Origin of the sequence: Sphingomonas sp. CFBP 13714, assembly GCF_014842205.1 — a bacterium.
GTDB lineage: Bacteria > Pseudomonadota > Alphaproteobacteria > Sphingomonadales > Sphingomonadaceae > Sphingomonas > Sphingomonas aerolata.
In genome coordinates this window covers 1-15,128 of record NZ_JACYVG010000019.1, presented here as the reverse complement: position 1 = coordinate 15,128, position 15,128 = coordinate 1, and the positions used below count along the sequence as shown (strand labels likewise).

13 protein-coding genes are annotated in these 15,128 nt (G+C 56.1%); 5 read left to right on the top strand and 8 right to left on the bottom strand.

All coding sequences use genetic code 11. The features are described from left to right. The 3 genes from IFT54_RS20285 to IFT54_RS19870 all read left to right on the top strand — a co-directional run. Positions 1–397: hypothetical protein (locus IFT54_RS20285; protein WP_206758148.1), on the top strand; the 397-nt coding region annotated here is incomplete at its 5' end. A 30-nt stretch (positions 398–427) separates the two neighbouring features. Then, positions 428–1,894, top strand: coding sequence for an outer membrane protein assembly factor BamB family protein (locus IFT54_RS19875; RefSeq protein ID WP_244649321.1), 1,467 nt, complete (start codon positions 428–430; stop codon positions 1,892–1,894). A gap of 1,039 nt (positions 1,895–2,933) precedes the next feature. Beyond that, the gene (locus tag IFT54_RS19870; RefSeq protein ID WP_192071936.1) at positions 2,934–3,392 is read left to right on the top strand and encodes a hypothetical protein; all 459 of its coding nucleotides are present in this window, start codon (positions 2,934–2,936) and stop codon (positions 3,390–3,392) included. 76 nt (positions 3,393–3,468) lie between these two features. Here IFT54_RS19870 and IFT54_RS19865 read toward each other — a convergent pair whose 3' ends face one another. Further along, complete coding sequence (locus tag IFT54_RS19865; protein WP_192071935.1) at positions 3,469–3,774, bottom strand: HU family DNA-binding protein; 306 nt, start codon at positions 3,772–3,774, stop codon at positions 3,469–3,471. Between the two features lie 297 nt (positions 3,775–4,071). Between IFT54_RS19865 and IFT54_RS19860 the strand changes: the two genes are divergently transcribed. Continuing rightward, a complete protein-coding gene (locus tag IFT54_RS19860) occupies positions 4,072–4,647 on the top strand; it encodes a hypothetical protein (RefSeq protein WP_192071934.1) in 576 nt (191 codons plus the stop codon). A gap of 329 nt (positions 4,648–4,976) precedes the next feature. Beyond that, on the top strand, positions 4,977–5,507 hold the full coding sequence (locus IFT54_RS19855) for a hypothetical protein (RefSeq protein ID WP_192071933.1): 531 nt from the start codon (positions 4,977–4,979) through the stop codon (positions 5,505–5,507). A 148-nt stretch (positions 5,508–5,655) separates the two neighbouring features. On the opposite strand, the gene IFT54_RS19850 is transcribed toward IFT54_RS19855, so the two are convergent. The 7 genes from IFT54_RS19850 to IFT54_RS19820 form a co-directional block, all read right to left on the bottom strand. Continuing rightward, positions 5,656–6,483, bottom strand: a complete 828-nt coding sequence (locus tag IFT54_RS19850) for a hypothetical protein (protein WP_192071932.1) — start codon at positions 6,481–6,483, stop codon at positions 5,656–5,658. Between the two features lie 197 nt (positions 6,484–6,680). Beyond that, positions 6,681–6,875, bottom strand: coding sequence for a hypothetical protein (locus tag IFT54_RS19845; protein WP_192071931.1), 195 nt, complete (start codon positions 6,873–6,875; stop codon positions 6,681–6,683). Between the two features lie 219 nt (positions 6,876–7,094). Continuing rightward, complete coding sequence (locus IFT54_RS19840) at positions 7,095–9,149, bottom strand: TonB-dependent receptor plug domain-containing protein (protein ID WP_192071930.1); 2,055 nt, start codon at positions 9,147–9,149, stop codon at positions 7,095–7,097. A gap of 3 nt (positions 9,150–9,152) precedes the next feature. After that, positions 9,153–9,638, bottom strand: coding sequence for a YfiR/HmsC family protein (locus IFT54_RS19835; RefSeq protein WP_192071929.1), 486 nt, complete (start codon positions 9,636–9,638; stop codon positions 9,153–9,155). Positions 9,639–9,827: 189 nt separating this feature from the next. After that, on the bottom strand, positions 9,828–11,876 hold the full coding sequence (locus tag IFT54_RS19830) for an EAL domain-containing protein (RefSeq protein WP_192071928.1): 2,049 nt from the start codon (positions 11,874–11,876) through the stop codon (positions 9,828–9,830). A 415-nt stretch (positions 11,877–12,291) separates the two neighbouring features. Beyond that, the gene (locus IFT54_RS19825) at positions 12,292–14,112 is read right to left on the bottom strand and encodes a diguanylate cyclase (protein ID WP_192071927.1); all 1,821 of its coding nucleotides are present in this window, start codon (positions 14,110–14,112) and stop codon (positions 12,292–12,294) included. A gap of 154 nt (positions 14,113–14,266) precedes the next feature. Next, on the bottom strand, positions 14,267–14,761 hold the full coding sequence (locus IFT54_RS19820; protein WP_192071926.1) for a MucR family transcriptional regulator: 495 nt from the start codon (positions 14,759–14,761) through the stop codon (positions 14,267–14,269). Positions 14,762–15,128: the final 367 nt, after the last annotated feature.

Below are 15,128 nucleotides of genomic sequence, written 5' to 3'. Positions count from 1 at the left end.
CGGTTTTTTGCCAGTCACCCTCTCATTGAGCGACGGCCGCTGCTACGTGCTCCAAGCCGATTATGAGGGAGGCACACTCTCCAACGGCCGGTTGAACAAATTGGGATGCGATGGACAGCGGAAATCCGATGAACCGTCCCTTCCGCCGCCACCTCCCGGCCGCTCACTACGCTTCATCGGGACAGCTTGGGGCTACGGCGCGTGGGCTGATGATCGGGCTAGGACCACCATTATTACAGCGCCGGGAGCAACGACCTTCCAGCCTCTCTTTACGGCTCAAATGACGTCCACCGCCATTATGGCAATGAACAGCCCTGACTCGCCGAGCGGCAATGTGACGTTAGTTGGCAAAATCAAAGATCAGCTGACAGTCGTCACGCTACAGGTCAGGTACTAATGTTGATGCAAAACTTTTGATTTTTGCATCATGGATGTCCGGGATTGGGGCGGCACCGGACGCTTGCCGTGCTTCCGACACTTGCTACAACGCTGCACCAAAATAATAGCGCGCAACATGCGGGGACACATGAAAAAATCGGCGTTGGTGAGCCTTCCGTTGCTGTTTCTGGTGAGCGCCTGCGGCGGGGGCGACGGTGGTAGCGGTGCAAGCGGCTCCGGCGGCGTTATCGTCGCGCCGGCTCCGACCCCCTCACCAACGCCGACGCCTACGCCGACGCCCGAGCCATCACCGACGCCGACGCCTACACCCACGTCTACGCCGCTTCCCGCCGCTGCGCCGATCGCCGCCGACGGCAACTGGTCGACGGTCCAGGGCAATCCAGGCCATACCGGCTATGTGGCGACGCGGTTCTCGGCCGCCAATTTCGCCGATGCCTGGACGATCGCCACCGCCAACCCGCCGAGCGACGTTGCCGCGACGTCGGGCAGCGTGTTCTTCAACGTGCTGCAAGCGGACCGCCATATCTACACACAGGCGGTGTCGACGACGAATGGTGCGCTGCGCTGGAGCTTCGACCTCGGCAGCAAGAACGTCTATCCAAACACGCTGCCTTTCGGCCCGTCCTATGCTAATGGCCGGGTCGCCGCGATGGCGCCGAACGATACATCTAGCGACGCTCCTTTGCAGGTCATCAACGCCGCTACTGGCGGCTATGTCAGCACCGCGACTTATGACGCGCAGTTCAGCGCGGGCAGCGTTCCGACGTTGGTCGGCGACGAGCTTTTCTTCGCGGCGGGCTATTACGGTAACGCCGTCTTCAAAGCGGACGCGGCCTCTGGCACTAAGGGCTGGCAAGCGACCATCACCAACCAATATTCCGGCTATGTCATGGAGGGCGAAAGCGTCGCCGTCGATCAACGCTACGTCTATTATTTTAATGCCGGCGTGCTCGTCGTGCTGAATCGCGGTGACGGTACGCTAGCTCAGGCGATTAGGAACCCATTCTTCACCAGGAACGGGATCAGCTATTCGGGCGGCTATGTCGGCGCCCCCATGCTCGCCGACGGACGCATCGTCACCTTCACTGACAATTACAACATCGGCGACGCCTTGCCGCTGGCGGCGTTCACACTGAACAACGACAGGCCGCTTTGGCGCTCGAGCTACAGCTACACCGGCCAGCCCGCCGCGCATGGCGGCAGACTCTACGCGGTCCGCTCCTCCAGCACGATCGTTGACGTGATCGACGCGACGACCGGGCTGGTGTCGGCGTCGATCAACGTCGGGGGTAGCGAGAACCTCAAGAGCAACGTCGTGATCTCGGATAGCCACTTGTTCGTCGCGAGCGCCGCCACAACTTTCGCAGTGGATTTGGGCGGCGCCGCCTATCCGGTGGCATGGAAGACCTCTTATGGCGGCAATCTGGCAATCACGCCCGACGGCTATCTAATTATCGCCACCAAGACGGGTTTGCACGCGGTCAAGCTGACGTGAGCGCCGCGCGGTACCAACGCCTCTGCCAACGCAGACAGGCTTCAGTTTCGAAAAGACTTGTAGCAGTGTTGCAAAAAGAACCCCTTTTGCGACGCAACGGACGCTGCCTTCAGCCACTTACTGTCGCAAAACCAGCGACTTTCGAGACGTCCGAAACTCAGCCCTTTTGCAACAACCAGAACGACAAAAAGCGCACATTTTCACACGTTCCTATTGAAGCTAGGTAGGACGCGATAACAGGGGAATGTGATAATGCTTGGACTCCTCGCTCTTGCCGCATCGTCGGTTTCCCAGTGTCCGGTAGAGCGCGCTCAATATGTGCTGCGGCACCATCCCCGTTGGACGGCTCATTATCGTCAGGTCGCCAGCGGGCCAGATTGGCCGAGCGACCTCGCCCTGGCGATCCACGATCAGAAGTCAGGAGATACGTCGTGGTGGCTGCCATGGAACGGTGGAACCGATGGGCTTCAGAACATAGCTTCAACGGAGGATGTTACAGCGAAAGGGTGGCACGCACCTGATCCGGATGGAGGTCCTCGCCCACAGGGTAACAGGCAGTACATCGGTTTCGATGCTGCCTACGACTTAATCGAGGGCGTTCCACGAAGGGGCGACCCTGCACCAGCTCACATGCTTTTCCCGAACTCGGCAGGCACAGGGGACAAAACGTTCAGCTGGAAGGCCTTCTTCGACTTGGTGGGTTGCTCCGGGAACGACCACTAGCCACCAGGCCCCGACACACGTGATCGGGAGCGCATCGGATTTCTGCATCAGCGCAATGCCGAGTTTCCCGCCGTTCCTAACCTGATGCAAAACTCGCGAGTTCTGCATCAGGAGTATTTGTCAAAACGCGAAATAAGGATATCGCGCTTGACGATCGCGCCAACACGCTTGAGCTATTCACGAGATTTTTAGGGGACCGCTTGTGCGTAATCGATTGGCCGTGTCCGCGGCTGTAGCAGTTTTTGTCGCGGCGAGCCCCGCCTTGGCCGAGTGCTCCGTATCGTCTGATGCCGGAGCTGTCGCAAAACCAATCGATATGACTGTTCAAGCAGATGCAAACATCGTCGTTTCTATGAGCTTGCTGCCAAAGCTGATGCACATCGACTATTCAAGTGCGGCAGGGAAAAAGCCGTCATGCGACCTAGGCCAGTTCACTGCGGGCGCGGCGTCATACGAGCTATACGGTGATGACAAGGCTGGTCGACAACGGACGGCCAAGCCGGCTCGAAAGGGTGATCCCATCGCTCAGATCATCCCGGTGACGGACATCATGAAGGCGATCAGTGCATCGAAAGAGGGTAAGTCGGCCACTGTCGAAGGTTACCTCCTGGCCACGGTGACCAAGACCGATTTTACTGGGTGGCGATATTACACAGGGATGCCTGATACCGCGACGTTGAAGCGCGACATGGTTCAGGCTTTGGGCGGCAGCGCCGCTCCAATTTTCCGTAATGGGGCTGACGGCAAAACGCAGATATTCGTACCTAAGCGGTAAGCCATTGAGGGGATCGGGCACTCCAACCCATGATCGCAAGTAACGAGATCGTTGATACAAAACCTTTTGTTTTGCATCACAGTTTTCCGGTTTTCGTAAGTACCTCGAGATTGATCCGAACACAGATCAACTTACCCGGACGAAACCTTACCGCTGGGAACTCACCCTTTAAAAAGGCTTCCCCTGTCCAAGGGTTTCGAATGGTTCGCTTGGCATGCTGGCTAAGAAAAAAGCGTCCAAAACTGCGCAGCTCAACTGCACCCCCATTTCGAAGATGATCGATAATGGCGTTAAATAGCTTCTCTACCAACATGCGACATACCGGATCAGGAAGATCTGGATTCAATAAAGCTATGCGTTGAATAAGTTCACTTTTACGCATTTTCCCTCCGCTGCCTACTGATGGGAAAACGTATCGTTATTAGCAGCGATCGTCACGCTTTAGCCCGCACCAGGCATCCCAACCGCGTGCAAAATGGACCTAGGCCGTTGAAAACTCGCTACCTCGCTTTCCGCTCGAATCTCGCAAAAGCCGCCTTCACGCAAAATAGGTTTTTTAAACAGTCTCGGCCTGCTGTAACACTAGGCGGACGGATGAGATGGAGACGATAGCAGCGGAGCAACTGGCGCGGCATCGACGTCTGTGGCAGGTTTAGACATCATAGGAAGAGGAAAACAGATGCTTGCCGCCCTGATTGCTCTTGCACTGCAAGCTGCCGCGCCCTCCTCTGCGGATGCTCCGCAATTCCGTGGTGAGGGGCAGATGAAGGTCTTCGACATGATCTGCGGGCGAGTTTTTCCGGACGAGGCGCGGATAGACTCCATTATGGCAAAGCTTCCCGGTGCGCGTGCGCTGACCCCGACGGAAATAAAGGACTATCTGCGCGACGATCCAGGGCACGGATGGGTCATTCAGGCAGGCACCAGCAATATGGGTGTTACGCTCGAAGCGCCTCCGGTCCATGCTTGTGCGGTTCGCATGACAAACACGGATGGCGTGATCGATGAAGGTGTGTGGCAACAATTGATCGCGGCGGCACAAGTGCGCGCAGGTGGCGGCTTCACAACCGTGCCGCCGCGCACGATTGAGCTCGGCGCCATCCAATCGGAGGTGAGTGGCGTGCAGAAACAAGGCGCCGATGGTGCCGCAGAAGCGATCTACCTAATCCGTACCATGCCGAAGCCGGCAAGACCGCCAGCGCAGGGCGGCATAGAGATCAGGATGGTACGCCAACTGGTGCAAGCGCGGCGTTAGGCATCGCCTAAGCCTATGCCGCAGCCCCACTGGAGCAGCCGAGAGTTCACCATGGCTGCCGCGGCATTCAATCTTCAGCTGCTGGCCCGGCAGGCCTCGCTGGTCTGATACGCGGCACATTTCCTGTGCCTAGCGTCACCTGTCATCCGCCACGCCGATCCCACGCAGGCCTTTTTCGAGGATCTTGACCCCTTGTGCAACGCGACCCGTACCAGCTTCGAGTTTTAAAATAGGATCGAATTTCGAGAATTTTGGGGTTTGTGGTTTGCAGTCTCACCGGTTGCAGATGATAAGTATAGGAGGCTACCAATTTTAATAGGCTAGAACCCATGCCGATAGGCCTCTCCGGTAGCATTCTCGGATCTCTCGCTCTGTCGGTGACAGCATCGCCAAGCCAGCCTTATCAGATTCTCGGAACCTTTGCCTCTGCACCTCGTACCTGTGCAGTTTTGCAAGCTGCTTATACTGCTGCGATCAACCGTAACGCGCCAGCATATCCGAACGATGTTCGCGCCGCTGATCGCACTTTTCGATTAGCCGAAACTGTGCCGGAGTATCACGCAAAACTGGGGGTGTCTGCCAAGGAATATGAGGATTTCGTAGAACAGCAAGCTACGTACAATACGCCGGGGTTCAGGCCGAATTGCGACTGGAAGGGTCTTGCTGGTCCTTTGAAAGACGATGAGGGGCATTCCACTTACGTAACCTTTACAAGCCCAATATTTTCAAAAAATGGCCGCATAGCTGTTGTGGAAACGTCCTTCCGTGAGACCGGCATGTTTGGCTATGGCTTGATTTGTACGGTTCGATTAAAACATAGCAGTTGGGTGGCGCAATGCTTACAAAGTTGGATTACGTGAGCCGTTGCTTTTATGATTACGGCCGACTCAGTTCGCTGCCTACAGACTTTCGCTCGATCGAACGTAGATAAACGTGGCGAACTATGTTCGACGCTATGCGGCATACCGAACAGGCAGCTGGCGTCGGCAGGAAGCGCAGTACGCGCTCCTATTTTGCTGTGGACAAGGCGATTTTGCTTCCCTGAACTTCCCAAACTCGCTTGTCCGGCGTGACAACGAACACGGGCATGCGAAGGCTATAAGAAGCAAAAACGTGTATTTCGGTAGGAACCGGGTCGAGAAGGTGATTGACCACGAACCCAACCGGTTTTGCTCCGGCCGGCAGTTTCGGCACCGTTAAGCTGAGACAACTGACGCTGTAGGGGCGAGAAGCTAAGACTGTCTCATCCGGCGCTACGATGACACGATAGTTTCCACCCATGGGATACGTCCCCGCATCCTGCTGAGCCGACAAAAGGTAGACCGCCACAGGACCGTCGTTGCGCGACGGCACCACAACCGTGTTGAACGGAAGTGGGGTACATGGCTTGTACGAACGCTCGCGAGCCCTCTCCGCCGCCACATCGCGAGCCCGCGCGAGAACGACTTGATTGGCGGTTAGAGCAACGGACGTGGCGAGCAGTTCTTTGCGCACGACTTTCCCCTCGCGCACATCTGCCACAAAGAATGCTCGGGCAGCCGCAGCACTCCCGCGATAATAAGTGACACGCAGCGTCTGAACATCGGATGCCTCAACGATATACCCGCCAATGCCGGTCAGTTGATCCTTTGGAATGGTCGCGGTCAATGCATCAGAACTTACCCATGCTGCCCGGTCGAACGTATAGATTAATCGTCCAAGGCTGGCTGCTTCGACGATACGCTGTCCGTTAGAAGGGTTGTTCGGGACCGTGCCGGGGGCCGGGGGCGCAGGTGGCGTGCCGATAGGCCCCTGGATGCCCACCGTCGACATCAACGCGACAATTGCCAAAAACATAGCGTTCCCCCTTGAATGCCAGGAGGCTGAACGAACGCTCGCTAAGAGGCAATGGCCAAGCCTGCCTGTCTGCGCAGTAAGCTACCGCCCAGCGTCGACCTGCTGCCACTTCGATCCTGATGCAAACCTTTGATTTTTGCATCAGGGATGACCGGTTGGGACGAATGCGGTCGAAAGCATCTGCGCTTTCTAAGAGGTCAGCGCGGTGCTCCCGCACCTCTCCTCATCATGCGGATCTTGTTCAATACGAGAAGGGCAATGAGCCCACTGCTCGCCCATACCAGCGCCGAAGAAGTGGTGGCGTATCCCACGCCCTGTAAAAGTATCAACGGGCCTAGAAAAACGATGTAGTTCCGGCCGAGATAATTGAGACGATCAGCTAGCGTGTCCATAAGCGTAGAATGTACCTGGATACGCTCGCCGGCAAGCGCCTCCGGATGTCGCAAAAAGGACCCCTTTTGCGACGCGACAGAAGCCGTCATCGGATTGATTAATATCGCTAAAGGAGCGACCTTCGAAACATCCGAAATTTAGGATATGTGCGACCCCGACGCTATAATATACTTATGGATACCGCCAAAATTACCCCAATGGCGGTTGACCTTCATGGCCTATAGCTTGGAGGTAATACCTAGACGAAGCCGACGATCAGCCGGAATAGGAGAGCCATACGCACCACGAGCTTTAGCCAAGTTCTCTCCTGCTAAATATACTGTGGTTTTTGCACCAAGCATCTTGGCAACTCTTCCATCCAGCGTAACTGTTGCCGGTACGCGTACCATCGTCAGTTCCGTTGATGGAAGGAAACTAGTTTGATAGCTAGCACTCGTAACATGCGCCAAAGCGGCTGCTGACCAACCTTGAACGGTATAATCAATGCTCAAGTTGGCCCGATGCTGAGGTGTGGCCCCTTTGGGAAAAATTCCATAAAGCGTGGCATTACGATTGGCTGGAATGCTCTCATCAATCTTAGCCAAGCTGTAGTTCACCAACCAATTCAGGTCTTTTGATATTGTTCCTGATGCAGCTAATTCGACGCCGTGGCTTTCAAAAGATCCAACATTAGCAAATCTCGTAACGGCAACCGGCTCTGGCGTCAGCACGACTGTGACATCGACAGACCCACCCGGCGACGCGACCAGATTTTCCGTACGGGTGTAAAAGAGGGTGGCGTCAAAGTGGACACCCGAGTCAAAGGTATGCGAGTAACTCGTCTCCGCACTCCAGACGCTAACCGGAGCTAGGCGTGGATCACCGGTAAAATAAACTGGGATTGGAACTTCGGCAACCGGGATCGTAACACGAAGACCAAGGCTGATCAGTGATGGCAACTGCAATCCACGTCCGCCATTGATGCGCAGTCTGCCATTGTCGCTAACCTGTGCAGTTACCGCCGCATTAAAGCTGATCGGTGTGATCGAGCGTCGATAGGCTGAGATCGGATCGATCTGCGGTGCTGCCGGCGTTCCACTTTGATCCAGCCAAAGATGATCGAGCCGGAAAGCGCCAGTGACGGAAATGCGCTCGGTTGGACGGAGGTCGATCATACCGCTGAGGGCTGCAACCTGATAACCGATCCGATCGGAATACAGACTGCCTGACGTCAAGTGGTTGTCGCGATACTCAGCGCCGAGCCGCAGGGTGTTTGATGCGCCGAGGCCGATGAGGCCCGATCCCGACATGACGGTAATACGGTTGCTTGTGCGAAGATCGGCAACGCTGCTGTAGGGATCGGTATCAGGCGTTGTGACGCCATAGTCCGCCTGCAGCCAGTTGGTGTAAATTCGACCGGTCAGGCTGCCCCAGTCAGTATCCCGGTTCACCAGCAGTCCCGCGGTCTGGTTGCGAAAGCGTTGCTCGGTCAGAATCTGGCTCGGCAGAAACTCGAGCTGCCGGTTGCCGGTCAGGCCGCCATCGAGCGTGATTAAGGTCGAGGCGTCGGCTTGGATCGTCAGCGATGCGCTAACCTGATCGGCATAAACATGCCGGGTCCGTGGCGGTTGATACAGCGCACCCGGAATAGTCCGCTCGTCTTCGTTCTGGTGCCCCCCGGTTATCTTCAAGCCGATTGTCGGACTGACTGGTACGGTAACTGATCCGCCCGCCCTGGCATAGCCGCGAGTACCGATTTCCGCGGTTCCACTAAAGTGCGGCTCCGTGCCAGCTCCGGCCGTAATGATGTTGACGACACCGCTGGCGGCGTTGAAGCCGAACAAGGCGCTAGCGGGCCCACGGACCAACTCGATCTGCTGAATCTCGTCCAGCTGGACACCAAGCAAATTCCAGTTCGTCATGCCGTAGTGGTCAAGATAGACCTGGCGGCCATCAACGAGAACAAGCAGGCGGGCACTATAGGTCTGGACGCCGCCACGGACGGTCACGTCACTTTGTCCCGCCGTCCAGCGATTGACGTCGATCCCCGCGTAAGCCTTTAAGAGTTCCGGCACGCTCCGCGCGGGAGACCGGGCGATCTCGTCACGCGTTATGATCGTGACGGAGGCGGGTGCCTCCGATGCACGCTGTGGCTTACCCGTCACGCTCGTCGTAATCGGTTCACCAAAGGCATCACTTAACGTCGCATAGTCGACGATCTGTGCATTGAGATGGGCGGCTGGCATCATGATGCCGGCCCCACCGGTGGCCAGCAGGCGCAAGAAGAGACGCATGGGTCAGACTTCTTTCACAAGCATGAGAAAGGCCGACCCGAACCGAATGCGGCTTCGATGCGCGGCCGCCTTGTTCACGATAATTTGCGTTTTACTCGCCCCAGTGATTCCCACGATACATCTTCCAGCTACGACGCAGCCAGCGTCGGCAGTAATGGTTAGAATAGACTGCGCGCTGGCAACTGCAGCGACCTCGTCCTGATGCGCGCGCAGGCCCGTTGTGATGAAAGCCACCTTTGTGCTCGCTAGCTGGCCCAGGTTGGATACCGCCACCCGACGCGTGCGCAGCGTGGCACGACCTAACGTGAAACCGCCGGTCAGCATGCGCTCCATGTCGTTCGCTTCCGCTTCCGATACCGCATTACCGGGCTGGTAAACGATCCCAATCGGTACGAGTCCGACAGGCGTCGGTTGAACAAAGGAAATGACCCTCGCGGCGACTGGTACATTCAGAACGGCTGACGGCGCGGTAGCTGCCGGCCAAACCATGCTGATAGTAAGGACGGGGCCCGCTAAGATAGAAAAGTACTTCACACGCATCCCAATCATTTAGACGGGCTAATAACCATGGGATATGTGCGATTAGTTAACACGGGCGATTGATCAAACGGCCGTATGCCCTGAGCAGCTTGCGGTAAGACGTATCAGGCGATGAGTTTCACAGAATATAACCGCTCGTTAAGCAGCTACTTTACCAAATCCGATTGAAATATGACGTGTATCGACAAACGATATTGGCCTACCGAAATAATAGCCCTGCCCCTGCGTACATCCCTTACTAGCTAATACCTCGGCGGTATTTACATCCTCGACGCCCTCGGCGGTAACTATCATATCAAAGCTTAGCGCCAATGATATAATCGCATCGACAAGTTTCTCACTCTCCGGACTTTCCAACAACGACCTTATAAAGCTCTGGTCTATTTTGAGTTTGTCAAATCTTAGACGATGAAGGTTGGATAGACTAGAATATCCAGTGCCGAAATCATCGAGTGCAATTGATATTCCACTGTCGCGGAACTTTTGAAGTGCGAGTTCAGTAGTGATGAGATCATCCATCACGGCGTCTTCAGTGATCTCGATTTCAAAGCGGGAGGGCGACACGCCCTGCGCGTGCATGATCGCAATCAATGATTCTGCGAGTCCCACTTCCTCGAGCTGAGTAGGCGAGATGTTTACTGCTAGTCGCAGATGAGCGGGCATTTGTAGCGCATCGACACAAACCTGCTGTAGGATCGATTTCGTCAAGAATGTGATCTGCCCGGTGGTCTCGGCGAGGCGAATGAACGCATCGGGGGCCAACAAGCCAAGGCGGGGATGTCGCCAACGCGCGAGAACCTCAAAACCACATAGTTTATTGTCGATGAAGCGGACGATTGGCTGATAAAATGGCTGAACCTCGCCTCGAGCGATACCGTCTCGGAGCTCCTGCTCAAGTCGTCGCCGCTCGACGCGCTCTGCTTCCATTGCCTGGGAAAACAGTCGAACGCCTCCCTTGCTGCCGCGCTTGGCATCATACATCGCAATATCAGCCGCATGCAGAAGTTCGCTAGCACCTGCCCCGTCCTCCGGAAACCGCGAGATGCCAATGCTCGCGCCTATCGCGATCATGTTGCTACGCCATGCTAGCGGCTCATGAAGTATGCCGCTTGCCTGCTGAGCCAAATGCATCGCGCTTTCACCGTCGGGAACCTCCGAAATCAGTATCGCGAACTCGTCTCCGCCCAAACGGGCAATCGTATTGTGAGCACCAAAAACAGTAAGCAAACGATGGGCCACTGCTTTCAGAACAGCGTCGCCTGCGGCATGGCCATAAGTATCATTCGCGTTCTTAAAGCCGTCGAGGTCGATCAGCATGATTGATAGTTGGCGGCTTATTTCTGTTGCAGATTCAACTGCGCTCTCGAGCGTACTACCGAATTGCCGACGGTTGACGAGGCCGGTCAGGGCATCGGTCCGCGCCAATAGCAGCGCTTCCTGTTCCGCTTTGCCGCGGCGTTTGATTTCGGCCTGAAGTTGTACGCCACGTTGGGCGGCAAGAGTAAGCCAAATATAGGAAAGCGCTGCCACGATCAATACGGCACCGGTGACAAACCCAACCAAAAGGCGTGTCCGCCATGCTGCTGCTTCCGCATGGTAATGCGCATCAGAAATGCCAGACGCCGCGATCGCCTTGACCTCGGCAAGTACGTGATCGGCATTCTTTCGAAAGGGTTGAAGCATTGCAACGCTAGTCGGAAAACTTATCTCAAGCATCGACGATACGATGCCAACAGCCTCGTTATACTTGGCTAGCTCAGCGACAGCCTCCGTTGCCCGTTTACGATCCTTGTATTTTAGGGTTTTACGTTGCTTGACCAAATCCGCGCTGATTTGATCGATTCGACGTCTAATCTCGGCGAGGCGTGTTTCTAGCTCAAGCGATCGGCCGCTTGCCGCCTCATCGACCAGCAAACGGTACAAACTACCGTCTTCATGATCGAAACGTGCTGCAATCTCGCTCAGAGATACTGCTGTTTCCATGTCATGGTTGACGATCAGACTGTTGGTGTGCTGAACATATATCAAACTACCTAGGCAAAGAGTCACCGCCATTACCAACAGCACGATGACTGCTTTAGGTCCTAAAATGAACCTAGGCAGGCGAATTTTAGAAGTGAGATTTCGTACATTATGCTTGCCGACGGAGTTGGCGTCTGAGTGGACTGATTTGGTAGCGATGATCACGGAGGGATTGGCCCTTACCTGCCCAATCAGTAGCTTGCCAAATTGATGACGCAGTCCCCGGGGCAGGCCAACACGTGCGGCAGCACTTCGTATAGTTCGGCGATCGGGCATCATCGTCAGCTAGGTAATATGCAGAAATCGCTAAAGATTCCTTTCGGCGCCACTGGCAAAACATCGTCTTGCTGAAAAAACTGAGACATATGCGACAGACAGAAGTCGGCTCTTGCACGACGTATCACGGCAGCCTGTCAGGCGCCGAAACGAACGGTGGCCTCGCTCACTTAGCACGACGTTTCGGGAAATCGAGCGATCTGCGAGATGCCTGCCCCATCGTGCTGGACGATGTTCGTCGCATAGATCTTGGCGGCCGTGCGCTCTTGCCGAGTAGCTGCCTATGCGGGTGCATTGCAGATAATCAGGCAGCAAGACGGCTGATCAGCGCCCGATTGCGGCCGTCACGCTTGGCTTGGTATAGTGCGCTGTCTGCCGCCTGCATCAAGGTCGAACCATCGCGAGCCATGGCGTTCGTCCAGGTAGCGATGCCGAACGACATGCTTGTAGGGCCTAGCGTAGTGCCATTCCTGTGAACGTTGAGCTCACTAATCGCCTGACGAACAGTCTCTACTCGGCTCATAAGAGCCTCAGCGCTCGTCCCAGGGGCAATGATGGTGAACTCTTCGCCACCGTAGCGGCAGACCACGTCACCGTCGCGGAAACGACTACGCATCTCCGCAGATACCGCCTGCAGTACTGCATCGCCGGCATCATGGCCGAACTCGTCGTTAAAGCGCTTGAAATGATCGATGTCACACATGACCAGGCTGAGAGGTACGCCAGAGCGGCTGGCCCGGGCGATCTCCAGGGCGAGTGCTTCCTCCATATAGCGGCGGTTGAATAAGCCGGTCAGCGGATCGCGGATCGTCTGCTCGCGCAGGCTCCGCTGGAGCCGATGATTGACCAACGCCGACGAGATATTTTCGGCAAGAACGGTCAGGGGAAAGCGGCTCTCTGCATCGATGCGGCCTTGCAGGTAGAGAACGCCAATTACCTCGCCACCCGCTAGCAATGGCTCACAGTGGTATATCTCCTGCGCTCCTGCATGGCCGCAGACGATGTCACCCCCTGGTGCTGTCACACAGTGACTTTGACCCCGTCGCAGCGCCCAACACTGGTCTGGCGCGAAGCCGTCCGAGGAGACTTCTAGCCCTCCCCAGTCAGCGACCGACACCAGCAGGTTGCGAGAATTGTTGTGAGCATACAGCGCGCCTGGAAGCCTGGGTAGCACACGGGGTACGAAAACCCGGATGATCTGAGCCAGTTCGTCATCAGTTCGTGCCGCCTGCATGCGGTGCGCCATCCCACCGAGCAATTCGATCACCTCACTACGTTCTTGCAGAATTCGACTGTTTGTATGCAGCTCGGCGTTGGCGATCTGCAGATGCCGCTCACTACTCGCCTGCTCCGCTAGCGCTTGCTCGAGCTGCTCTGCCATTACGTTATAGCCCTGCGCCAACTGCGCAAACTCGGTTGACCCCATGGCCGTGTCGATACGCGCTTTCTCACCCTGGCCGAGCTCGGTCATGGCCTGCATGATAGTGCCAAGTGGCCGACGGATGCCGCGGACTAGCAGTGCGAAGCTGATCGCAACGAGCATCGCCACCATAGAGGCTCCGATCAAAGCCAGCCACTTGCCCTTTGCCAGGCGCGTGTTAGCTGCCTCGGCCCGGGTCGTTTGAAGGACCCGCTCTTCCTCCAGGAAAGCCTGCGCACGCACAGTAATGGCGTCGGTCAGTTCGCGGCCCCGACCACTCGCAATTACCGCTGTGGCTGCAGCGAAATTACCCCCGCGACCCAGATCCAGTGGCTGACGTAAACTTACGCCGCGATCGGCTATCAGTTTACTGATCTCACGTGCGCGTCGGTGCTGGAGCGGATTGTCGATCGTCAGCGCTACTACGCGCTCGATCTGGCGTGTTGAGCTGGCAATCCGTTCCGCAAAAGATCGTGCGTATGCCGGATTGCGAGTAAGAACGAAGCCGCGTTGCCCTGACTCCGCATCACGCAGATCACCAAGCGCTTCCTCGGCAGTTTCTATAATTTCAGCCGAATGCGTGACCAAACCAAAGCTGCGGCTGGTCTGGTTTGATGCATCTTCCAGCAAGCCTGCCAGCGATGCGAGCGCCAGAACGACGATCAGGCTAATAACCGCTATGCGGGTCGAGAGGGATGCAAACATGGCCAAGGCCTACGGCATAGGCATTTAGCAGCCGTTACCATCCCGATAACGGCTGCTAGCGGCAACGAGCGTGCCGTAGAACCAAGAAGCTTTTGCGGCGTCCGAAACTTAGCGAAGCCGAACCGAAACGGGAGGACTAGCCTCCCCGCCTCGTTTATGCCTCCTCGGTAGCCTTGGTTGCGCGAGGTTTGCGGGGAGCCTTAGAGAAATCATCAGTAGCCTTTTCGGCTGTCTGAACAGGTTTGCGCCCCAAACCGATCGACTTGGCCATGGTCCGCCGTGCTTCTGAGTACGAAGGTGCGACCATGGGATAATCAGCCTTCAGGTTATAGCGGGTACGGTATTCCTCAGGCGTAAGGCCATTGCCCGTCAGATGGCGACGTAATGTTTTGTATGGCTTGCCGTCGATCATCGAAATGATGTGATCGGGTGACGCCAGCGACTTACGCACCGTGACAGCAGGTTCATAAGCTTGCGCAGCTTCTTCCGGGGCTGCTGAAGTAGCTGCGCCTGACAGCTGAGCGACAGCGTCATGCATTGACCGCAAAAATGCGGGCACATCCTCCGCATTCGTGCGGGTGTTAGGATTGGCCAACCATGCAGCAGTCAGTTCAGCGGCCAACTCGACCGCGTTGATATCATCGTTCATTATAATCTCTGTATCTTTGGGGGGACATGCAATTAGGTTCAATCACTCCGATGTTCAAGATAAACAGATATTTAACGACGAAGCGATCGGTTTGCTGAAAGCTCACGAAATTGCCGTTTAGTAATCCATATTGGGACGCAACGCATATAATGAGGCACGAGTTACCCGTCGTTTGGTGCCGTGATTACAGCATATCACTTGGGATAAGCGACATAGCAGAGCCTATTCTCGATAGCCGTGTTTTCTTCAGACAGACTGCTTGATGCGATCGGCTCAGGTCTTCGCTGGTGCGGTCCAGCCGATCCGGCCTAGGGTCAGGACCCATTGATGTGAGAGGCGCGCTCTGATTCAGGCTCCGTGAGGAGAG